This is a genomic window from Flavobacteriaceae bacterium GSB9, from assembly GCA_022749295.1.
In the GTDB taxonomy this organism is placed as follows: domain Bacteria; phylum Bacteroidota; class Bacteroidia; order Flavobacteriales; family Flavobacteriaceae; genus Flavisericum.
In genome coordinates this window covers 1217196-1241399 of record CP062007.1, presented here as the reverse complement: position 1 = coordinate 1241399, position 24204 = coordinate 1217196, and the positions used below count along the sequence as shown (strand labels likewise).

Here is a 24204-nt window from a genome sequence, read left to right as displayed (position 1 = left end):
TACAAGCGGAAAAAGTAAAAGCGACAAAATATGTTTAAGAACAAACTAAAATTTAATGTGTTATTTCTGCAAGTGACTTTGCTGTTATTGGTAAATGCTACATGGGCGCAAATTCAAAATACAAATGTTTTAAACGAACCGCCAGACATTAGTGAAGATTTTGAGGATTACAGAAATACCTATTATTTGGCTAACGAATTAGCTTCTTTTAACTCTGAAACAGGCCAGGGAGCTATACAATATCTTAGGTATAATTTTGCCACACGGCAAGCATTTAACAATATGTTGAGTAAGCTAGTTGCTGTTGATGCCAATGAATTTCCTACAACAGAATATACAATATCACCAGAATTACCTTTTTCAATCCAGTTCATTTCAGAACGTACCATTCGGTTAAAGGCTGCATCTGGGCCGCAATTTAGAGAAAAAGAACAGTCATTGATGCTGGTAAACGGTAAGGCTGAAAATGCGCGAAATCTATGGAAATATAAAAAAGTTGATAACGGGCACCAATATACAAGTAGTAAAGGTTCGGTATTAATTACAGAAAAACCATGGCATGTTTATGTTTATGATGCCAAAGGGAAACTACTAACAAGTACGCTTCATTTGGAGGATGTTAAAAGCACATATACTCCAGTAACACCGTTCTCATTTGTAAGACGTGCAGAGGACTACTCTCGAAGTATGGGGGCCGTTTTTTCTATGTCACCTGATGAAAAAATATTTGGATGTGGTGAGTCGTTTACCCAATTTAACAAACGTGGCCAAAAAGTTATTTTTTGGACAGATGATGCCAATGGCGTGCAGAATGAAACTATGTATAAGCCCATTCCGTTTTACATGAGTAGTCGTGGTTATGGAGTGTTTATGCACCATTCCACACCAATAACAGTCGATTTTGGTAAATATTTTAATGGCGCTAATTCAATGATGATTGGAGATGATGAAGCGGACTTATTTTTATTTATCGGAGAGCCAAAGGATATCTTAGATGAATACACAGACTTGACCGGAAAACCCGAAATGCCACCACTTTGGTCGTTTGGGTTTTGGATGAGCCGCATTACCTATTTTTCTGAAGAAGAAGGCAGAGATATTGCTAAAAACTTAAGAAAGTATAAAATACCTAGCGATGTGATTCATTTTGACACCGGTTGGTTTGAAACAGACTGGAGGTGTGATTATGAGTTTTCAAAAAACCGATTCGACAATCCAGAAAAAATGATTGCCGATATGAAAGAAGACGGCTTTAACGTCTGTTTATGGCAATTACCATATTTTACACCAAAAAATACATTGTTTAACGAAATTGTAGAAAAAGGATTGGCTGTAAAAGACAAAAAAGGTAACATTCCTTATGAAGATGCTACCTTAGATTTTACGAACCCTAAAACCGTCGATTGGTATCAAGATAAAATAGCGAATTTGCTAAAACAAGGCGTAGGAGTTATAAAGGTAGATTTTGGTGAGGCAGCTCCTGCTTCTGGAATTTACAGCAATGGCAAAACAGGCTTCTATGAACATAATTTATTTCCTTTACGTTACAACAAAACGGTAGCTGATATTACAAAAGAAGTAACGGGAGAGAGCATTATTTGGGCGCGCAGTACTTGGGCCGGTAGCCAGCGTTATCCATTGCATTGGGGAGGAGATGCTGCAACAACCAATACAGCTATGGCAGCAACCCTTAGGGGAGGACTGTCATTAGGGCTATCTGGGTTCTCATTTTGGAGTCACGATGTTGGAGGTTTTACAACCAAAGCACCAGAAGATTTATACAGACGCTGGACACCCTTTGGCATGTTAACATCACATGTACGAAGCCATGGGGAGCCCCCAACTGAACCTTGGGAATTTAGTAAAGAATTTTTGGAGGGGTTCCGTAAAGCTGGTAATATGCGTTACCAACTCATGCCTTATATTTATGCACAAGCCAAACATGCTTCAGAAAATGGACTCCCGATGCTAAGAGCCTTGTTTGTGGAATATCCTAACGACCCCGGGGCGTGGTTGGTTGACGACCAATACTTATTTGGTTCAGATATGATGGTTGCACCTTTGTTTGAAAATGTAACTGAACGCCATGTTTATTTGCCGGAAGGTAAATGGATAGATTACCAAACAGGAAAAGTTTACAGTCAGGGTTGGCATACGATTAAAGCGGGTGAAATTCCAGTTATTGCTTTGGTAAAAAACGGAGCAGTTATTCCGCATATAAAATTGGCACAATCAACAAAAGATATGGATTGGAGCAATATTGACCTTAAAGTGTATACTGCAGATGCAGACAATGTTAATGGAATTTTATACTTGCCCAATTCTAAAGGAATTATAAATATTAATGGTGTGAAAATGAATGATGGTTATCAATTAGACTTTGATACAGATAGTAACATAAAATTTAATATGGAAATAATAAAATGAAGAAGTATTTAATCGCTCTTGCGGCTATTATATTTTTTTCCTGTGCTCATCAGGAACAGCAATCGTTGTATAGTTTGGCATCGCCAAACACCAAAAATAAAATTGTTTTTAAATTGGAAGACGGTGTTCCCACTTATCAAATTATGCATAATGAAATAAGTGTTTTAAATACCTCCAGACTTGGATTTGTTTTTAAAGAAAACGATTCGTTGTGTAATAATTTTAAGGTTTTAAGTGCTGAAGAAACATCTTTTGATGAAACTTGGGAGCAAGTTTGGGGCGAAAAACACCACATCCGGAATCATTATAACCAACTAGCAATAACACTTCAGGAAAAAACTGAATCTAAAAGAAAAATTGAAGTACAGTTTAGAGCTTTTGATGATGGCGTTGCATTTAGATACAATTATCCAAATCAGGGTAAAAATGATGTAGTGATAATGGATGAGCTAACCTCGTTCAACATCGCAAACGATGGCGATACGTGGTGGATTCCCGCATACAAAACCAACCGCTACGAGCATTTGTACACCAAATCTAGGTTGAGTGCCATCGATACCGTTCACACACCATTGACCATAAAAAGCGATAATGGTTTGTATCTTAGTTTCCATGAAGCCAACCTAAAAGAATACGCCAGTTACACGGTGGCACATAAGAGCGGTACCGATTTTGATTTGGATTTAATGCCCTGGAGCAATGGCGATAAAGTAAAGACCGACGGTAGTTTTACAACCCCATGGCGAACCATCCAGATTGCCGAAAAACCAGGCGATTTAATAGAATCGTATTTGGTATTAAACCTTAACGACCCCAATAAAATAGAAGACACCAGTTGGATTGAAACCTATAAATATCTCGGTATTTGGTGGGGGATGCATATTTCAAAATATACGTTTTGGGAAGGTCCAGAACATGGTGCCAGCACTAAAATTTCTAAAGAATATATTGATGCCTGTAAAAAATTAGGCGTTCACCATTTGTTGATTGAAGGCTGGAATAAAGGCTGGACACCGGCTTGGTACGAAAATAAAATGCATGAGTTTAGTTTTACCGAAGCCACGGACGATTTCGACTTAAAGGAAGTGACCGATTACGCCAAAGAAAACGGAGTGAAAATTATTGGTTACCACGAAACAGGTTCAAATATTATTAATTACAGAAAACAAATTGATGCAGGAATGAAACTGTATCAGAATATGGGCATCAATGATATTAAAATCGGGCAAGTGGGTGATATGTTAAACATGACCGAATGGCACGGCAGTCAATTTGGGGTTCAGTATTATCGCGAAGTTTTGGAAAAAGCGGCGAAATACAAGTTAACAGTCAATTTCCACGAACCCATTAAAGATACGGGCGAGCGCAGAACCTATCCAAACATGATGGCGCGCGAAGGGGCTCGCGGACAGGAGTATAATGCTTGGAGCGAGGGCAACCCGCCAAACCATACAACCACATTACCGTTTACAAGAATGTTGTCAGGCCCCATGGATTTTACACCAGGAGTAATTGATGTTTTGGAAACCAAAGGATTCAATAACCGTCGCGTTCATACTACTGCAGCAAAGCAATTGGCATTGTATGTAACCTTGTTTTCGCCGATTCAAATGTTGGCCGATTTACCTGAAAATTATATCGGTAAACCTGAATTTCAGTTTTTGGCCGATGTGCCAACCAATTGGGAAGAGACTAAAGTATTGAATGCTGAAATTGGAGAATACATTACCACCGTTCGTAAAGATTTAAAATCAGACGATTGGTATTTGGGTAGTATGACAAATGAAGTTGCTAGGGATTTAGAAATCGACCTTTCGTTTTTAGGAGAAGGCACTTTCGAAGCCCAAATCTATGCCGATGCCGAGGGTACCGATTTAAACAACAATCCTTCAAAAGTAGCTATTTCAAAGAAAGAAGTAACGGCTTCAGATAAAATGACCTTAAACTTACCATCGGGTGGCGGAACAGCCATTCGGTTTGCAAAAAAATAAAACTAAACAAAACGAAAGATGAAAATCAAACTGATATACGCGCTAACTTTTATGGCTGCATTGCAATTTACATCCTGTAATGATAATAAAGAGCCAAAATTAGTTTCAGAAGAAATAAATTCAAATGCATACAGCGGAAATCCAATAAACCATGAATATGATGCTAAAATAGGTAGCTTGATTGCCCAAATGACCATAGAGGAAAAATCAGGTATGCTTCATGGTAACAGTATGTTTGCCACAAAAGCAGTGGAACGTTTAGGTATTCCGGAGCTTACAATGGCCGACGGCCCTTTGGGGGTTCGCGAAGAAATTTCAAGAGATTCTTGGGCGGCCGCAGGCTGGGACAACGATTTTGCTACCTATTATCCCGCAGGTGGTGGTTTAGCTGCTACTTGGAATACCGAACTGGCGTATCTGTTTGGAACCAGTGTGGGTGAAGAAGCCATTGCCCGTGATAAAGATGTGTTGCTATCGCCGGCCATCAATATCATCCGTACACCGTTGGGAGGTAGAACTTACGAGTATTTTACCGAAGACCCTTTTTTGAATAAAAAAATAACCGTGCCATTTATTGTGGGCGTTCAGGAAAACGATGTGGCCGTTTGTGTAAAGCATTATGCGGCCAATAACCAAGAAACCAACCGCGATTTTGTGGATGTTCAAATTGATGAGCGTGCGCTTCGTGAAATTTATCTTCCTGCATTTAAGGCAGCGGTAACCGAGGCTAATGCTTATAGTTTTATGGGTGCTTACAATAAATTTAGAGGCAAATATTTATGTGAAAACAAATATATGCTCACCGATGTTTTGAGGGGCGAATGGGGGTTTGAAGGTATTGTTATTTCAGATTGGGCAGCCGTTCATGACACCAAAAAATCTATCGAGAGTGGTTTGGATGTTGAAATGGGAACGCCAAAACCCTTCAGCGAATTCTTTTATGCTGATGCGTTGATTGAAAAGGTAAAAGCCGGTGAAATTGCTGAGGCTGATGTCGATAAAGCTGTAAAACGTGTATTGCAGCTTATGTTTACCTTAAAAAGTATCGACGACAAAGGTCGTGCCAAAGGAAGCATCAATACTGAAGACCATTTTCAGGATGCTTATAAAATAGCGGCAGAATCAATTGTTCTTCTTAAAAATGAAAAAGGGCAGTTGCCATTAAATACCGAAAGCATAAAAAGTATTGCTGTAATAGGAAACAATGCCAAAAAGAAAAATGCTTTGGGCGGTTTTGGTGCGGGTGTAAAAACCAAGCGCGAAGTAACACCATTGGAAGGTTTGCAAAACAGGCTTCCCGAATCGGTTAAAATAAATTATGCCGAAGGCTATTTGGAGCGTTATGCCAATAACGAAAAAGCCAAGTTTGGCGATATTACGCTTAATGGCCCTGTAACTATCGACAAACTGGAACCCGAAATGCTCAAGGAAGCAATCGAGGCAGCTAAAAATTCTGATGTGGCCATTGTGTTTGCAGGTTCTAATAGAGATTACGAAACTGAAGCTTCCGATAGGGCGAGCTTAAAATTGCCTTTTGGTCAGGAAGAATTGATTGAAAAGGTATTACAGGTCAACCCAAATACCATTGTGGTGGTGATTGCCGGAGCACCTTTCAATATTGAAAATATCAGTAACAAATCATCGGCATTGATTTGGAGCTGGTTCAATGGTTCGGAAGGTGGAAATGCCTTGGCCGATGTCATTTTAGGTACAGTTAACCCGTCCGGAAAACTGCCCTGGACCATGCCTAAAAAACTTGAGGACTCTCCCGCACATGCTACGCACAGTTTCCCAGGCGACAAATCGGTATATTACACAGAGGGTATATTGGTAGGCTACCGTTGGTTCGATACCAAAAATGTAGAGCCGCTTTATCCGTTTGGTTACGGATTGGCGTACACCAACTTTGAATTTTCTGATCTAAAAACCGATAAAGAAAATTACGGTCAAGACGAAACCATTGAAGTATCGTTTACCATTAAAAATACAGGTGCTGTTGATGGAAAAGAAGTGGCACAGCTTTATGTTTCCGATCCCGAATCGTATGTTGAAAAAGCAGCCAAAGAATTAAAAGGCTTCAAAAAGGTTGATGTTAAAAGTGGCGATTCAAAACAGATTAGTATCCAATTGCCAGTTAAAGAATTGGCTTATTATAATGAAGTAAAAAAGAAGTGGTTGGTAGAACCGGGTATTTACAATTTAAAACTTGGTAATTCTTCTAGAAATATTCTGGCCGAAGTCTCTTTTCACGTTAATTAAAATTCATTAAAGGATGAAACCAATAAATAGTAAAACCATATTGGCCATGTTGTTCCTTTTTGTTCAAACGGGCATATATTCATGCAGTTCAGATGATTCCGGTAGTGAACCCCGAGAAGAGGAAGAAGAAATTGCTAAAACATTAACCGCAGATAAATCAGCTATAGAATTTAACAATACAGAAAGTACCGTTGATGTTACGATAACAACAAACGTTGATGCTTGGGTGGTGAGTAGTTCTGGCGCAGATTGGTTAACCTTAGGTGAAACGTCTGGTACATCGGGCACTACTAGAGTTTCGATTACGGCCGAAGAAAATACCAGTATCAACGCGAGAACGTCAACTATAACCATTAATGCCAACGGCGTAAACGCTGTGAAAATTCCAGTAACACAAGCAGGAGTCAGTTCTTCCAATGGTATTTATCCAGATTATAACCTGAATCCGCTTCCGGCAGATAGGTCGGGTATGAGCAATACAGCCGCTGAAATTGCTTCAAGAATTTCGTTAGGTTGGAATATTGGTAACACTTTAGAAGCCACTGGTGGGGAAACGGCCTGGGGCAATCCAAAAGTAACGAAAGAGCTGGTTGATTTTGTAAAAGCTAGTGGTTTTGATGCGATTCGCATTCCTTGTGCTTGGGACCAATATTTGGAAGATACCGATAGTGCCAAACTCAAAGAAAGCTGGTTGAACCGTGTAAAGGAAGTGGTTCAATACTGTGTGGATAATAACATGTACGCTATTCTCAATATCCATTGGGATGGTGGTTGGTTGGAAAATAACGTAAACGAAGCCAGCAAAGAACAGGTTAACGCCAAACAAAAAGCCTATTGGGAACAAATAGCCACACATTTACGCGATTTTGATGAGCATTTATTGTTTGCCAGTGCCAATGAGCCCCACGTGGAAACCCAAGCTGAAATGGATGTTTTAAATTCATATCATCAAACATTTATTGATGCCGTGAGAGCTACAGGCGGTAAAAACGCATACCGAACTTTGGTGATTCAAGGACCCACGACCGATATTATAAAAACCAATGAATTAATGAATAGTTTGCCTGTTGATACCGTTGAAAACAGAATAATGGTAGAAGTACATTATTATACGCCTTGGCAATTTTCAGGGTTAACCGAAGATGCCACATGGGGTAAAATGTTCTACTATTGGGGCAACGGTTATCATACCGATACAGACACGCAACGTAATGCTAACTGGGGAGAAGAAGCAGATTTGCAGAACTATTTTGCATTGATGAAAACCCAGTTTGTAGACGAGGGAATTCCTGTGGTATTGGGTGAATTTGGCGCTATTAGACGTACTAACCTTTCTGGAGATGCTTTGCAATTACACTTAGATTCGAGGGCTCACTACATTAAAACTGTTGTTGAACAAGCCAAAATAAATGGCCTTCTTCCATTTTATTGGGATGAAGGAAGTATAGGCATGCATGGGTTTGGAATTTTTAACCGAAGTAACAATACCGTTTTTGACACACAAGTTTTGAATGCTTTATTGCAAGGATTAAATTAATTTTATAAAAATGAAGAATCTTTTCCTTGGTATACTTTCGTTTTTCGTTATGGCTTTTATGGTTGAAGCTCAGGAGGCATCCAAGTTTTTTCCAAAGGAAAATTTAATGTCTATTGGCATTTATTATTACCCCGAACATTGGGATAAAAGTGAATGGGAGCGTGACATTAAAAATATTTCAGAGTTGGGATTTGAGTTTATCCATTTGGCAGAGTTTGCATGGATAAATATAGAACCGCAAGAAAGTGTATATAATTTTGGCTGGCTGGATGAGGTTATTGGTTTAGCTGAAAAATATAATTTGAAAGTTATTTTAGGAACGCCCACAGCTATTGCTCCTGTTTGGATGGGGGTAAAGTATCCTGAGGTTTATGTGATGAATTCTAGTTACATTCGTGCCGAGCATGGCACAAGAGCACAACAATCACTAAGCAATCCGGTTTGGAGAGGATTTTCAAAAAATATCATTACAAAATTAGGCGAGCGCTACGGAAACAATGCAACTGTTATTGGTTGGCAGTTGGATAACGAACCCGAAGCTAAGGAAGATTATAGTCTGTCTTCACAATTAGCTTTTCAAAAGTGGTTGAAGGAAAAATACGAAACTGTTAAAAGTTTGAATCACGCTTGGGGCACAGCGTTTTGGAGTCAGACCTATTCCGGTTTTAATCAAATTAAAATTCCTAATACAAATCTCGTTGGCTGGTGGGGCATCAATCCACATGCTTTGTTGGATTTTAAACGGTATTCAGCCGATAAACAAGCCAATTTTTTAGATTTTCAGGCTGAAACCCTTCGGCCTTTAATTTCAAAAAAACAGTACATAACCACCAACTATACGGCTACAACCTACGGAGCGGATCCAAGACGAACTGAAAAATTAGATTTCAATGCGTTTACCTCTTATCCCAATAAAGGTCAGACCAACATTGGTAAAAATGGTTTTAGACTGGGCGACCCAAAAGAATTATCGTTTGCGTTGAGTTTTTTCAACCCAACAAACCATACTTCTGGTGTCATGGAGTTGCAGCCCGGCTTTGTTAACTGGGGAAACATCAATCCGCTACTTCAACCGGGTACGCTGCGTATGTGGTTGTATCATTGTTTTGGTGGTGATTTGTCGTTTGCCTGTTCGTATAGATACCGTCAAATAAATTATAGTGCAGAACAATACCACGGCGGAATTACAACTTTAGACGGCGTTACGCTTTCGCAAGGAGGAAAAGATTATAAACAGGTGATTAGTGAAATGAAATTACTAAGAAAAGCCTACAACCCTAAAGCTGTAATGCCTGAAGTTTTAAAGAAACGAAAAACAGCATTATTGTGGAACTACGATAACCGGTGGAGTATGGATAGGCAACCGCAAACGAGTCAATGGAACACAATGGGCTTTTTTCAGAAGTATTTGGAAATTTCAAAATCCTTTGGAGCGCCAACTGATGTGATTTACGAAGCCGATAATTTGAATAATTATAATGTGGTGATTGCACCAGCTTATGAGTTGGTTGATAATGCTTTAATTTCAAAATGGACAGATTATGTTAAACAAGGAGGTAATTTGGTTTTAACCCTTAGAACAGGAGTAAAGGATAGAAACGGACATTTATTTCGTTCGGCCTACGGTGGTAAAATATATCCGCTTATCGATGCAGAAATTAAGTATTTTGACCATTTATTACCACAAACAAAAGGTACCATTGAGAGTTCGAAAAATACTTATTTTTGGAATAATTGGGCCGATTTAATTGAGGCGAATAATTCACAAAACGTTTTGGCAACATATACCAATCAATTCTATGCTGGAAAAGCGGCTGTAGTAACTAATAAAATAGGGAAAGGTACTGTAACCTACATTGGCGTGGATACCGATGATGCTAAATTGGAAAAGGATATTCTAAAATCGGTTTATGGCAACGCTAATATTTCAACCGAAAATTATCCCCAAGGTGTTTATGTGCAATGGCGTGATGGCTTTTGGGTAGCCGTTAATTATTCGTCAGAAGATTATCGAATAGAAATTCCAGAAAATTCAAAAATATTAATAGGTACTGCTATTGTTAAATCTGGTGGTGTAACCGTTTGGATCGAAAAATAAAAACTCATGAAAAAAACAATATACTTGCTAAGCTTTATGTTATTGGCTTCGGTGGGTTGCAAGAAACCAAAAGAAAAGCAACCTGAAAAAGTTATTCCGAAATATGAAGCCACTTGGGAGTCTCTTGAAAAACATGATGAAGCAGCAGAGTGGTTTAAAGATGCTAAATTCGGAATTTACGCCCATTGGGGCGTGATGTCGGTACCCGCATTTGCCAACGATTGGTATGCCCGAAATATGCATATTGAAGGGAGTGGTGAACATAGGCATCATGTTGAAACCTATGGTAATCCTTCAGAGTTTGGATATCACGATTTTGTGCCTATGTTTAAAGCTGAGCATTTTAATGCGGATGAATGGGCAGGTTTATTTGAAAAATCGGGAGCTAAGTTTGCGGGTTTGGTGGCCGAACATCACGATGGTTGGTCCAATTGGGGCAGTAAAATAAATCCTTGGAACGCCCTTGATATGGGGCCAAAACGCGATGTTTATGGTGAACTAGCCAAAGCTATCCACAAAAGAAATATGAAATTGGTGGCTTCATTTCATATAGCCAGAAACCATCAAATATTTAAAGAGCAACCCAAGAAATGGTTAAATGATACTTCATATTTTCCGTATAATCCCAAAATGGCGACGTCTTCTGAAGATCCAAAATTAGCAAAAATGTATGGTAACATTTCTAAAGAAAAATTCAGTAAAGATTGGTTAGGCCAACTAAAGGAGGTGATTGATAATTATAGTCCAGATTTAATTTATTTTGATAGCCAAACCCAAAAAATTCCTGAGTCATATCGAAAAGTATTTGCGGCCTACTTTTTTAATGATGCCTTAGCTAAAAATAAAGAAGTGGTGTTCACCCATAAAGAGGGTGAGTTTCCAAAATCTGTTAGTTTAGAAGATTTTGAAAAGGGCAGAATGAATAGAATTACAGAGGAATTTTGGCTTACAGACGAAACTGTCTCGGTTGGAAGCTGGAGCTATACCAAAAATTTAGGCTTAAAGACTCCAGCAGAAATTATTCATGTTCTAGTTGATGTGGTGAGTAAAAATGGGGCTTTGATGCTTAATGTTTCTCCTAAAGCTAATGGCATAATACCGCAAGACCAACAGGATATTTTACTTGAAGTAGGCGAGTGGCTAAACGTTAACGGCGAAGCCATTTATGGATCGCGTCCGTGGGCAGTATTTGGTGAAGGCCCAACCAAACAAGAAAAATCGGGAATGTTTTTAGATAAAATAACTTATACCCCACAAGATGTACGTTATACCAAAAAAGGCGCTGTTATTTATGCCACCGTTTTAGGCTGGCCTGGAAATGAAGTGGAAATTATTTTAAACTCTTTTACAGAGGAAGTCTTGGGTGAAGACATGCCAGATATTAAAAATCTTTCAATTTTGGGCTATAATGGAAATATCGAATTTAGCCAGACCAAAGCAGGCTTGAAATTTATAACTCCAGCTAAAGAAATTGATAAGAAAGCATTTGTCATTAAAATTGAAACCAATTAAATTTATGAGAACTATTTTAATACTTCTGTTTTTATGGTTGAGCCTAGCTTTAAATGCACAGGTAGAAATGCCAAAACTATTTTCAGATGGTATGGTGCTGCAACGAAATAAGCCAATTCCTGTTTGGGGTTGGGCTAAGCCTAATGAGATGGTTACAGTGTCTTTTATGGGGGAAAACCTAAAAGCTAAAGCAGACAACACCGGAAAATGGAAAGTGGTTTTAAAAACTAAAGATGCTGGAGGCCCATTTGAAATGACTATTAAAGGCCAAAATAGAATTGTTATAAAGGATGTTTTAGTTGGTGAAGTTTGGATTTGCAGTGGTCAATCCAATATGGAATGGCCCGTAAGTAAAGCGGATTATTTTGATGACGAATTACAGGATAGTGATTATCCCGAAATCCGCCATTTTTTGGTCGAAAAAGATATGGCAGGGAAACCAAAAGAAAGATTAAAAGGTGGTGATTGGAAAGCTTGTAGTAGAAATAACGTGGGCGAATTTACGGCAGTGGGTTACTTTTTTGCAAAACAATTGTACAACAAACTTAAAATACCTGTAGGCATTATAAATACATCATGGGGTGGTACTTGTGTGGAAACTTGGACGAGTAAATCTGCTTTTGATAGCAGTGATGAGTTCAAAGGCATGATAGCTAAAATGCCTAACATTGATATCGATTCACTTCAAAAGTACCAAATGAATCAAATGGCTAGTCGCATTGGGCGCATACAAGGTTTTAAAATGGATAGTTCAAATAAAAGTCGTTTCAAAGATTTTGATTTTGATGATTCAAAATGGCCAGAAATGAACGCTCCAGAATTATGGGAAAACCAAGAGTTAGGCGAGTTAGATGGTACGGTATGGATGCGTAAATCGTTTACGCTTTCAAAAGAAAATGCCGATAAAAGTGCGATTTTAGAATTGGCAAAAATTGATGATCAAGACACCACTTATGTTAATTGTATAAAAGTTGGAACTACAAAGCACTATGACCAAAAGCGAAAATATCATATAAACAAAAACATTTTAAAGGAAGGCGTGAATACTATTGCCATTAAAATATTCGATTATGCTGGTGGTGGAGGTATTTGGGGAGATGCCGAAGATATGAAGCTTTCAACAGGAAACACGGAGGTTCCTTTGGCTGGAACTTGGAAGTTTCAAGTTGTGGATTTTAAAACATCACTTTCACCAAATAGTTACCCGTCTTTGCTTTACAATGCAATGCTAAACCCGTTGATTCCTTATGCGTTTCGGGGGGTAATCTGGTATCAAGGAGAGGCAAATGTCAATAGGGCAGAGCAATATAAAAAGGCATTTCCGTTGATGATAAATGACTGGCGAAATCAATGGGAGCAAGGCAATTTTCCGTTTTATTTCGTGCAATTATCTACTTACGATGAATTTGGAGGAAACAGTAATAAGGGGAGTAAATGGGCGGAATTGCGGGAAGCTCAAAATTTCACCTTACAAGAGATCAACAATACGGAAATGGCTGTAACCACCGACATTGGCAATCCGAAGGATATTCACCCAACAAACAAGCAAGATGTAGGTAAACGCCTAGCGGCTATTGCACTGAATAAAGTGTATGGCAAAGGAAATGTTTTTAGCGGACCAGTTTACCAGTCCATGGAAATAAATGGGAATAAAATAATTTTATCTTTCAACCATATTGGAAGTGGGTTGACAACGACCGATAAATATGGCTATTTAAAAGGTTTCGAAGTTGCAGGTGAAGACAAAGTGTTTCGTTATGCTAAGGCTGCAATTATAGGAGACAAAGTAGTTGTTTATTCTAATGGAGTTGATATGCCAAAAGCTGTTCGTTATGGCTGGGCCGACGATGCAGGAGATTGTAATTTATACAATGTAGAAGGATTTCCAGCACCACCTTTTAGAACTGACGATTGGAAAGGTATTACTAATAACGAAAAATATAAAATTTCTAAATAAGAAAATAGAATCCGTTATAATGATTTCCTATTCAAATACAGTTAACCTAAGGCATTTTTTGTCACATACCACCGCCAACCAATAATAATCAATTGCAATTTGCTAGCTTTTGATAAATCTAGTCCTTTTTTAGAATAACTAGGTAAAATAGCCTTGTTGAGCATTGCTAAAAATTTAAAAAACTGCTTTTTCATATTCTTTTTAAAAACGTTATTGTATTCAAAAAAAGAGAGGTGTTGCCAAATAAAAAACCTTACGAGGAGAATGCTCGCTATTGCAAAAATAGTAAAACTTATTCTAGACTAAGTTTTACTTAGTATATGTTAAAACATAGAAATGATTAAAAGGATTATTCCAATAAAAATTTTTGCAAGCGTAATCATAATTTAAGGTTTTAAAGAGTTAGTGAATGAGGTTGTTTTTACCTGTATATTTTGAAGATATATATTTGGATATATAAGTGCCAAGAGTTTTATTGAAAACCTATGATTTAGAATACTAAAGTGAAAGTCTTTTTATGATATTGATTTTAAATTTATAGTTTTAATATTCATTTTACATTTAATATGTAACCAAAATAATTTAACTTTATGATTAAATGAAATAAATAAAGGAGGTTTTTGGAGATGATTTTTTATATCAAGCACTTTTTCATTTTAAAAAAGTATGTTTTTTAGGATTTCATCATTTTTATGAAGAAAATTTTTAAAAAGTTTTGTTGTCGACTCGAAAAATTCAGATAATAAATCATATTTAAATTTTTTCTTTCAGTTATATTCGCAAAAAATTTCTTTATGAGTGTGCTTCTGGTTATTCTTGGATTTGTTTTATTGGTTATTGGAGGAGAGTTTTTAGTACGTTCATCGGTAGCATTATCATTCAAGTTTAATATCTCTAGAATGGTTATTGGTATGACGGTGGTGTCTTTTGCTACCTCGGCACCCGAGTTATTAGTAAGCTTACAGGCGGCGTTATTGGGGTCGCCAGCAATCGCAATCAATAATGTTGTAGGATCAAATATTGCCAACATAGGTTTGGTGCTTGGTGTAACAGCCATGGTGGGTGCTATATCTGTCGATAAATCGTTTTATAAACTAAATTGGCCTGTGATGATGGTTTTTTCATTGCTGCTTTATTATTTTCTGTGGAATGATAACGTGCTTTCTGCTTATGAAGGTGCTATTTTGTTTGTGGGGTTATTTGGGTTTTTATTTTTTCTTATTAAAAGTGCAAAAAAGGATACTGTAGCAGAAGAGGTAGATGAAGCATTGGCTATTGTCTCAAACTTTAAGATCATTCTATGGCTTTTAATAGGTGCTTTTGCGCTCTATTTTGGAAGTGAATGGTTGGTCGAAGGGTCTAAAGCTATAGCGTTATCACTTAGTGTGAGTGAAGCCGTAATCGGGGTGTCATTAATAGCTGTTGGTACAAGTGTTCCAGAATTGGCAGCTTCTGTAATTGCTGCAGCCAAACAAGAAAAGGCTATTTCGTTGGGTAATTTAATAGGTTCAAATATTTTTAACATAGCTTCTGTTTTGGGATTAACATCTCTAGTTAAACCTATACCAGTTACCGAGCCACAAATATTAACCAACGATTTGTTTTGGATGCTCGGTTTTGCTGCAATCCTAATTCCATTGGTCTTTTTGCCACAGCGTTTTCAGATAAGTAGGCTGAAAGGTTTCTTTTTAGTGCTCGGCTATGGCGTGTTTATGTTTGTAGTGTTTACTTTAAAGTAGTGCTATCAAATTGTTGGGTAATACACCTATTTTTTTACGTATTCTTAGAGTTTTTCAGCATAACTTGTTCTTAGGTTTTAACACTTATTATAGGAAATTGGTCTTACACAATGGAAAATCATTATCTCTTGTGTTTTACTTTTTGTTATCTTTAACTTACTATGGATTACAATGATCTTACAACATTAGGAATAGCTTTTGGACTTGGGCTTTTGGTAGGATTACAGCGTCAAAAAACAAACGATAAAATAGCAGGAGTTAGAACATTTACTTTAATTTCTGTTTTAGGTGTTATTGCTGGCTTTTTAACTGTAGAATACAATAACCCTTTTATTTTGCCAATCTTGGGGTTGTCAATTACGGCTATGTTGATTTCAGCCAATATTATTAAGCTTAAAAAATATGAAGAAGCCGATGTTGGACAAACAACAGAAGTCGCAGCACTACTAATGTTTGCTATTGGTGCTTACCTTGTGTTGGGTAGTCACCTAATAGGTATTATGTTAGGTGCTGTTCTTGCAATTTTACTGTACGCTAAAGAGCGCATGCATGGCTTTATAGAAAACCTTAGTCATAAAGATTTAGTCGCTATTTTTACTTTGGTGGGTATTAGCTTTGTTATTCTTCCTATTCTGCCCGATAAAACATTTGGCCCATTTAACGTACTCAACCCTAGAAATATTTGGCTTATGGTCACATTAATAGTTGGTATTAGTGTAATAGGCTATTTTATATACAAGTTTGTTGGTAAAAAAACTGGTATAATTTCTAATGGTATTCTGGGTGGTTTAATAAGTAGCACGGCAACAACTGTGAGTTATGCTAAAAAAGCTTCAGAAACTAAATCTTCCAGTAAACTAGCGGCTTTTGTAATTACTACGGCAAGCGCTGTTTCTTTGGTTAGGGTTTTGGTTGAGGTGGGTGTGGTGGTGCCTGATAAACTAAGTGTTATTGCGATTCCAATAATTATAGAGATCATGGTTTTAACCTTGGTTTGTGTGGGTATGTTTTATTTGATTAACAAAGACAAAACGTTAACCCAAATGCCGGAACCCAAAAACCCGGCACAATTAAAAAGTGCAATTATTTTTGGTTTTTTATATGGTTTCATACTTTTAGCCGTTGCCTTTGCTAAAGAAGAGTTTGGAAACAGTGCGCTTTATATTGTTTCAATTATTAGTGGTTTAACAGATGTCGATGCTATTACCTTATCTTTGTCTGAGCTAATGCGAGAAGGGAGTTTGCAAGTAGCCGTTGGTTGGAAGTTGATTCTTTTGGCGTCACTTTCAAATTTAGTGTTCAAAGCGGGGATGGCAATGGTAATAGGTAATAAAGAACTTAGTAAATGGATAGCCGTTTCTTTTGGTATAGCTTTGGTTGCGGGATTGTTTATACTATGGTTTTGGCCTAACTCCTGGTACTTGTGAATAATTATGTTTAAAAAAGATCCACTTCAAATCATTGCTTTCCAAACCTACGGCACCTTAAACCGACTTTATTTGAGAGGAAGGGCCCTTGAGGATGAATCTATAGATTTAGAGGAAAAAGGTGCTTTTAAACTGTTAATAAATGTTTGGAAACGTTTTGAGACCGATGAAATAAAAAACACCGAACTTATTGTTAAAGTAGGCGGCGACACCTTTTTTTACACCAAAACAGACCGAAGGGGGTATTTTTTGTTAGATGAAAAAGTAGAAGATTTAAGCCGTCATATAAATGACGAAGGCTGGGTGAATTTGGATTTTTCGTACAAAAAAGAAAAACTTAGTCGAACCATTCAGTCCGGTAACCGGTTTCCAGGTAAAATGTTGATTCCGTCAGCCAAAGCTTCATTTGGAATTATTAGCGATATAGATGATACTATTTTGCATACGGGATTGGTTTCAATTTTAAAATGGCGGGTTATCATTAATACATTTTTAACTTCGGCGGGAAGACGCTTGGCATTAGAGGGAACACCAGAGTTTTATAACCTGCTCCATCGCGGAAAAACAGGCAAAGAAGCCAATCCGGTGTTTTATGTAAGCCACAGCCCTTGGAACCTTTATAGGTATTTGGAGTTTTTTTTAAAAAAGAACAATTTTCCAAAAGGCCCAATTATACTGAGGAGTTTTCCAAATCCATTTTCAAAAAAATCAAAAGCAGAAAAGCCTCAAAAACAAAAGGAAATCAGTAATATTTTAAAAACCTATCCGCATTTTAAGTTCATATTAATTGGCGATATAGGAGAGTACGATCCTTATATTTATTTGGAAATTGCAGAAACTTACCCTAAAAATATTTTGGCTATTTATTTAAGGGCGGTTAACGACGATAAAAAAATGAATCGTGTAAAGCAACTGTATGAAGGTTACAACAAATTCCCAATGCTTTTAGTAGAAACAACCAATCAGGCCATAAGTCATGCTCGAAAACATGGTTTTATAGTACCTTAAAATAAACCATTGATTTCGGCATCAATGGTGTTGATTACGCTTCCTAAGTCTTCGGGATTGTCAACAAAGTTTAGGTTGTCTACATCAATGATTAGGAGTTTGCCTTTATCATATCCATGTATCCAAGCCTCGTACCGTTCGTTCAAACGGCTTAAATAATCAATACTAATTGAGTTTTCGTAATCACGCCCACGCTTGTGGATCTGGGATACCAAATTAGGAATAGAACTTCTTAAATAAATTAAAACATCGGGCCCTTGAACCAAAGATTGCATTAAATCAAAAAGCGATTTATAGTTTTCAAAATCTCTATTGGTCATAAGTCCCATAGCATGTAAGTTGGGCGCAAAAATATGGGCGTCTTCATAAATGGTACGGTCTTGTATAATGTCTTTTCCGCTTTGTCTTATTTGCAAAACTTGCCTAAACCTGCTATTTAAAAAGTAAACCTGCAAATTAAAGCTCCAGCGAGCCATTTGGTTGTAAAAGTCATCCAAATAAGGGTTGTCCACAACATCCTCAAGTTGGGCTTCCCAATTGTAATGTTTTGCAAGCAATTTGGTTAGGGTGGTTTTTCCGGCGCCTATATTTCCGGCAACAGCAATATGCATGGTTTTAATCGATTTTTAATTGCAATTTATGAAGGTTTTTGTTGTCGTAAATATACAAGGTTTCGTTGGTTACTGAAAACCCATGTATCATTAAATTCGGTATTTTTATTTCTGTTGGAGTTTTTAGGTTGTGTTTCAAATAATAGAGTGTGTTGTTTTTTTTCAATAAGCAGCCTTCTTTAAATATTTCAATTGAAGTATAGCCAGAGTTTTCAGTTTTGCTTACCAAGGCGCCAAAGTAGTTGAAAACGAAAAGGTGGTTTTTTGTGAGCAGCCAACAATAATTGTAATTGCTTTTTAAGTCTAAAACCATACTTTCCACTGGGGCGGTTTGTGCACGGGTGGTTTGCGTTTTGTAATCGAAAAGTTCAAGTTTTTGTTGGTCTTGATTAAAAATCCAGATGGTATTATCGAAACCTGTAGATACTTGGGAAACGTTTTTGTAGGGAGAGACCGTGTTAAAATCTATTTTAAATATTTCGGCCAGCCTATTGTCTAGTATAATAATGGTATTAAAATCTTTATAAAACAGGTTTATTTTAAGTGGGTTAAAAACATTGGCCGAAAAGATGTCGCCCAATTGTAGATTGTTATAAGTAATAATTTTTGCCCCGTACTTTTTATAAAATACATTATTAGAGGTGTAATAGGTGGTTGCAAAATCATCAACAGAAACCAAAGTATCTGCTTTAAGTTCGTTAGAGTTTGTAAGGGTTGCTTCAACTTTTTCTTGCGAAAAAGCAGCGGTAACTAAAAATAATGTGAGATAAATAAGTTGTTTCATTTAAAATTGAAAATACAAAAATCAAACCACAATAGAGATTATACAGATTTTATAAAAATAGTATCTTTTTTGTTTGCAGAGTAAATAAACAATAATATATTTGCCCTCGGTTTTGGGGAGATACTCAAGCGGCCAACGAGGACAGACTGTAAATCTGTTGTTTTTTAACTTCGCAGGTTCGAATCCTGCTCTCCCCACAAAAGCAAGCTAAATTATTTAGTTTGCTTTTTTTTTATGATTTAATTTGTTGGTAGTTAGTGAAATATAAGGTTTGAGGTTTTGTTTGAAAAGTAGGCAAAAAGTATTTGAAACGTTGTTAACAACTCGTCTTTAAATATCTAAAAAACAATTCCGCATTAACTATTTTAATTTTGTAAATTTGCCTGCGTTTATAAGCGCAACATGGCAAGTACTACAAAATACATATTCGTAACCGGTGGGGTTACATCATCATTAGGAAAAGGAATAATAGCAGCATCGCTTGCTAAACTCTTACAAGCCCAAGGTTATCGGGTTACCATTCAAAAATTAGATCCTTATATTAACGTAGATCCAGGAACGTTAAACCCTTACGAACATGGCGAATGTTACGTAACGGAAGACGGTGCTGAAACCGATTTAGATTTAGGGCACTATGAGCGTTTTTTAAACAGGCCTACCAGTCAGGCCAATAACGTAACAACCGGGCGTATTTACCAAAGTGTTATCCAAAAGGAGCGTCGTGGTGAGTTTTTGGGGAAAACGGTTCAGGTTGTTCCGCATATCACAGACGAGATTAAAGAACGTATTCAAATTCTAGGAAAATCCGGTAAGTACGATATTGTTATTACTGAAATAGGGGGGACCGTTGGTGATATTGAGTCGTTACCATACGTAGAGGCGGTTCGTCAATTACGTTGGGATTTAGGTGATAATAACGGAATCGTTATCCATTTAACATTGGTACCTTATCTTTCGGCAGCAGGCGAGTTAAAAACAAAGCCTACTCAGCATAGTGTTAAAACTTTGATGGAAAGTGGTGTGCAGGCCGATGTTTTGGTTTGTAGAACAGAGCATGATTTGCCGTCAGATTTGCGACGAAAATTAGCCTTGTTCTGTAACGTAAAAGAAGATGCCGTTATACAGTCGATTGATGCAGCAACCATTTACGATGTGCCTAATTTAATGCTAGAAGAAGGTCTGGATAATGTTGTACTTAGAAAGCTGAATCTAAAATGTTCTAAGCCAGATATTGACCAATGGAACCAGTTTTTAAAGCGTCTTAAAAATCCAAAAGCAGAAATTACAATAGGTCTTATCGGTAAATATGTAGAATTACAAGATTCTTATAAATCCATATTGGAAGCGTTCATTCATGCGGGAGCAGAAAATGAAGTAAAAGTCAATATCGAATCTGTTCATTCAGAATATATAAATAACGAGAATGCCGAGTTGAAACTAGGGCATTTAGATGGTGTTTTGGTAGCTCCCGGTTTTGGAGAGCGGGGTATTGAAGGGAAAATAGATGCCGTTAGGTATGTGCGTGAAAACAATGTGCCTTTTTTGGGCATTTGTTTAGGCATGCAAATGGCGGTAATAGAATTTGCCAGAAATGTACTTGGTATCAAAGATGCCGATTCGGTAGAAATCAATTCTGAAACCAAAAACCCGGTGATAGCCCTGATGGAAGACCAAAAAACGGTGAAAGATAAAGGTGGTACTATGCGTTTAGGTGCTTGGGCGTGCGATTTAAAAATAGGTAGTAAAGTACGCGACATTTACAAAGCAGAAAGTATCGCAGAACGACACAGGCACCGTTATGAATTTAATGGTGATTACAAAGAGCAGTTTGAAAATGCTGGAATGAAAGCCACAGGCCTAAACCCAGATACAGGGCTGGTTGAAATTGTAGAGTTGCAGGAGCACCCATGGTTTGTTGGGGTACAATATCACCCTGAATATAAAAGTACCGTCGCCAACCCGCATCCTTTGTTTGTAGCATTTGTTAAAGCGGCGCTTAGTCATAAGAAAAAAAAGAGTGCCACTATGGCACAAAACAAATAATTGGTTAGTTTTTTGATTTAACTTAAACAGAAAAAGACCTGGTAAGTTTTGAAACTTACCAGGTCTGAAATTAAAATATGGAAGAAAAAAAGTTAGACATTAATTCGATAATTGGTTTTATCCTAATTTTCGGAATTTTAGCCTACATGCTTTGGCAAAACCAACCTACTCCGGAAGAGTTGGAGGCTCAAGAAAAAGCTAAGCAAGAACAAGTTGAGGCAGAACAAAAAGCCAAGAAACAGGAAGAAACTTTAGTTACAACTTCAGATGATTTTGTTGTAGGCTCAGGATTGGACTCGCTTCAAAAAGTTAAGTTAAATAATAAATTAGGCGCATTTGCTTATTCGGCGATGCAATCTTCAGAAGGCGAAACTGTGGTAGAAAGCGATTTACTAGCTTTAAAGTTCAGTCATATAGGAGGTTACCTCTCTGAAGTTAAACTAAAGCAGTTTGTTGATTTTAATGAAGAGCCCATTTATCTTGTAAAAGATAATAATGCAGATTTCAATATTAATTTTGGGACAACAGACAGCCGAATTTTAAATACCAAAGACTTACCTTTTGTGCCATCGGTGAGTAAAAATGGCAATGTAACGGTGGTTTCTATGAAACTAAAAGTTTCCGAAACCAAGTTTTTAGAATACCGTTACGAATTAAAGGACGGCGATTACATGATGGGCTTCACAGTGCGCTCTCAAGGCTTGAGCGATGTTATTAATAGTTCGCAAGACATTAACTTAGATTGGAAATTAAAAGGGTATCGCCATGCCAAAAGTATTTCATACGAAAATAGATATACCGATATCCACTACGATTACGAAAACGGCAAAGATGATTACACCGGTGCCAGAGATGCTGAGGAAGAGATTGAAGATGTGTCCTGGATTGGCTATAAACAACACTTTTTTACCTCTGTGTTATTAACAGATACACCGTTTAACAAAGTTAATTTAACGGCTAAGAATTTGGTTGAAGATGAAGCTTTAGATACCGTATATACAAAGTTGTTTACTTCAAAAATGCCTTTAGAGCTTCAAGGAGGTGAACTTAGCCAAAGTATGGATTGGTACTATGGGCCAAGTGATTTTAAAGTTTTAAATGCTTATGATAGGAATTTAGATGAAATTGTACCTTTTGGATGGGGTATTTTCGGTTGGATAAATCGTTACATCTTTATGCCGCTATTTGCCTTCTTAGGTAGTTATATGCCTTATGGTATAGCCATTGTGGTTATGACTATTTTAGTGAAAATATGTTTGTCTTTTGTGCAATACAAGCAGTTTTTGTCTCAGGCAAAAATGAAAATTTTAAAGCCAGAACTAGACGAGATTCGCGAGAAGTACAAAAACAATAAAATGAAAGCGCAGCAAGAAACCATGGCTTTACAGACTAAAGCAGGGGCTAGCCCAATGGCTGGATGTTTGCCTGCTCTAATTCAGTTGCCAGTGTTTTATGCCTTGTTTCAATTTTTTCCTTCGGCGTTCGATTTAAGGCAAAAGAGTTTCCTTTGGGCAGACGATTTATCATCGTATGATGTTATAGCCAATTTACCTTTCAATATTCCATTTTATGGTAACCACGTAAGCTTGTTCCCTATATTGGCATCTATAGCTATTTTCTTCTATATGCGTTTAACAACGGGTCAAAACATGCAAACGCAACCACAACAGGAAGGCATGCCCGATATGGCCAAAATGATGAAGTATATGATGTACTTTTCACCTATAATGATGCTGTTTTTCTTTAATAACTATGCATCAGGTTTAAGTTTGTACTATTTTATTTCTAACTTGATTAGTATTGGTATTATTTTGGTTATTAAGAATTTTATTCTTGATGAAGATAAAATACATGCTCAAATTCAAGAAAAGAAGAAAAAACCTAGAAAACAGAGTCGTTTTCAGAAAAAAATGGCCGAAATGATGGAGCAGGCCGAAAAGCAGAAACAAATGCAGAATAAACGAAAATAAACAACGATTATAATGAATATAAAGGCTGCCAAGATTATTATTTTGGCAGCTTTTTTTTAATAAGAAAATTTTAAAATTAGCGTTAATAGTAGAAAACAGGAGATTAAATATGAAAACTGTATATGTGTTCTTTTGCATTTTAATTTGCAATTGTATGTTGTTTGCCCAAAGCTATAATCAATTTGATAAAAATGGCAAGCGTCATGGTAAATGGAAGAAAAATTACGATAATACCGATGTATTGCGATACGAAGGCCAGTTTTTGCACGGAAAGGAAGTAGGACTTTTCAAGTTTTATAAAAATTATAAAAGTAAAGCAGTGCTATCGGCTACCAAACAGTTTAACCCAGACCACAATGTGGCTGATGTGAAGTTTTTTACATCAGCCGGAAAACTGGTCAGTGAAGGGCAAATGGAAGGTAAAACTTATATCGGCACTTGGAAATATTATCAAAAGAACAACGATAAACTCTTAATTTTAGAGTATTATAATAGCCAGGGCGAATTAGATGGAGAGCGTTTTGTTTATTATCCCAACGGGCAAGTTGCAGAAAAGCAAAATTATCGTAATGGTAAACGCCATGGTGCGTCAACGTGGTTTTCAGAGGATAACGTTATGCTCAAGTCTTATGTCTACGCTAACGGTGAGTTGCATGGTGAAGCTAAGTTTTTTAACGCTAACGGTGAACTCATTACCGAAGGCAACTATAAAAAAGATAAAAAGTCTGGTGTTTGGAGGTTTTATGAAAATGGGAAATTAGTAAAAGAAGATAATTATTAAAAAAACTCCTTAATAAAAATTAAGGAGTCCTCTTTTTCATAGACAATCTTTGAGAGAATA

General features: G+C 37.0%; 16 protein-coding genes and 1 tRNA gene. 14 read left to right on the top strand and 3 right to left on the bottom strand.

Annotated features, from left to right (window positions below; translation table 11 throughout):
• Window positions 1-30: 30 nt before the first annotated feature.
• The 7 genes from GSB9_01047 to GSB9_01041 are packed head-to-tail and all read left to right on the top strand — an operon-like array spanning window position 31 to window position 13781.
• Window positions 31-2427, top strand: coding sequence for an alpha-xylosidase (locus GSB9_01047; protein ID UKM64498.1), 2397 nt, complete (start codon window positions 31-33; stop codon window positions 2425-2427).
• A complete protein-coding gene (locus GSB9_01046; GenBank protein ID UKM64497.1) occupies window positions 2424-4418 on the top strand; it encodes a glycoside hydrolase family 97 protein in 1995 nt (664 codons plus the stop codon). The genes GSB9_01047 and GSB9_01046 overlap by 4 nt, the downstream gene beginning before the upstream one ends.
• A gap of 18 nt (window positions 4419-4436) precedes the next feature.
• A complete protein-coding gene (locus GSB9_01045; GenBank protein UKM64496.1) occupies window positions 4437-6677 on the top strand; it encodes a glycoside hydrolase family 3 C-terminal domain-containing protein in 2241 nt (746 codons plus the stop codon).
• Between the two features lie 13 nt (window positions 6678-6690).
• Entirely contained in the window at window positions 6691-8214 is a 1524-nt protein-coding gene (locus GSB9_01044) for a cellulase family glycosylhydrolase (protein ID UKM64495.2), read from the top strand.
• 10 nt (window positions 8215-8224) lie between these two features.
• Window positions 8225-10312, top strand: a complete 2088-nt coding sequence (locus GSB9_01043) for a beta-galactosidase (GenBank protein UKM64494.1) — start codon at window positions 8225-8227, stop codon at window positions 10310-10312.
• A gap of 6 nt (window positions 10313-10318) precedes the next feature.
• Window positions 10319-11824: an alpha-L-fucosidase gene (locus tag GSB9_01042; GenBank protein ID UKM64493.2), complete on the top strand. Its 1506-nt coding sequence runs from the start codon at window positions 10319-10321 to the stop codon at window positions 11822-11824.
• A gap of 4 nt (window positions 11825-11828) precedes the next feature.
• Entirely contained in the window at window positions 11829-13781 is a 1953-nt protein-coding gene (locus tag GSB9_01041; GenBank protein UKM64492.1) for a sialate O-acetylesterase, read from the top strand.
• A gap of 41 nt (window positions 13782-13822) precedes the next feature.
• On the opposite strand, the gene GSB9_01040 is transcribed toward GSB9_01041, so the two are convergent.
• The gene (locus tag GSB9_01040; protein UKM64491.1) at window positions 13823-13975 is read right to left on the bottom strand and encodes an SsrA-binding protein; all 153 of its coding nucleotides are present in this window, start codon (window positions 13973-13975) and stop codon (window positions 13823-13825) included.
• 600 nt (window positions 13976-14575) lie between these two features.
• Between GSB9_01040 and GSB9_01039 the strand changes: the two genes are divergently transcribed.
• From GSB9_01039 to GSB9_01037, 3 genes are all read left to right on the top strand, one after another.
• On the top strand, window positions 14576-15520 hold the full coding sequence (locus GSB9_01039; GenBank protein UKM64490.1) for a calcium/sodium antiporter: 945 nt from the start codon (window positions 14576-14578) through the stop codon (window positions 15518-15520).
• A 161-nt stretch (window positions 15521-15681) separates the two neighbouring features.
• Complete coding sequence (locus GSB9_01038) at window positions 15682-16947, top strand: MgtC/SapB family protein (GenBank protein ID UKM64489.1); 1266 nt, start codon at window positions 15682-15684, stop codon at window positions 16945-16947.
• Window positions 16948-16953: 6 nt separating this feature from the next.
• A complete protein-coding gene (locus tag GSB9_01037; protein UKM64488.1) occupies window positions 16954-17955 on the top strand; it encodes a DUF2183 domain-containing protein in 1002 nt (333 codons plus the stop codon).
• Here the strand turns inward: GSB9_01037 and GSB9_01036 are convergent.
• Together GSB9_01036 and GSB9_01035 are read right to left on the bottom strand one after the other, a co-directional pair.
• On the bottom strand, window positions 17952-18566 hold the full coding sequence (locus tag GSB9_01036; protein ID UKM64487.1) for a deoxynucleoside kinase: 615 nt from the start codon (window positions 18564-18566) through the stop codon (window positions 17952-17954). The two genes, GSB9_01037 and GSB9_01036, sit on opposite strands and share 4 nt — an antisense overlap.
• A 4-nt stretch (window positions 18567-18570) precedes the next feature.
• A complete protein-coding gene (locus GSB9_01035) occupies window positions 18571-19350 on the bottom strand; it encodes a hypothetical protein (protein UKM64486.1) in 780 nt (259 codons plus the stop codon).
• Window positions 19351-19464: 114 nt separating this feature from the next.
• On the opposite strand from GSB9_01035, the gene GSB9_01034 reads away from it, so the two are divergent.
• The 4 genes from GSB9_01034 to GSB9_01031 all read left to right on the top strand — a co-directional run bounded on the left by GSB9_01034 (window position 19465) and on the right by GSB9_01031 (window position 24144).
• Window positions 19465-19547 (top strand) — tRNA-Tyr (locus GSB9_01034).
• 205 nt (window positions 19548-19752) lie between these two features.
• On the top strand, window positions 19753-21393 hold the full coding sequence (locus tag GSB9_01033; GenBank protein ID UKM64485.1) for a CTP synthase: 1641 nt from the start codon (window positions 19753-19755) through the stop codon (window positions 21391-21393).
• A gap of 77 nt (window positions 21394-21470) precedes the next feature.
• Window positions 21471-23363: a membrane protein insertase YidC gene (gene yidC / locus GSB9_01032; GenBank protein ID UKM64484.1), complete on the top strand. Its 1893-nt coding sequence runs from the start codon at window positions 21471-21473 to the stop codon at window positions 23361-23363.
• 109 nt (window positions 23364-23472) lie between these two features.
• Window positions 23473-24144 (top strand): toxin-antitoxin system YwqK family antitoxin, encoded by a 672-nt coding sequence (locus GSB9_01031; GenBank protein ID UKM64483.2) that lies wholly within the window; start codon window positions 23473-23475, stop codon window positions 24142-24144.
• Window positions 24145-24204 lie beyond the last annotated feature (60 nt).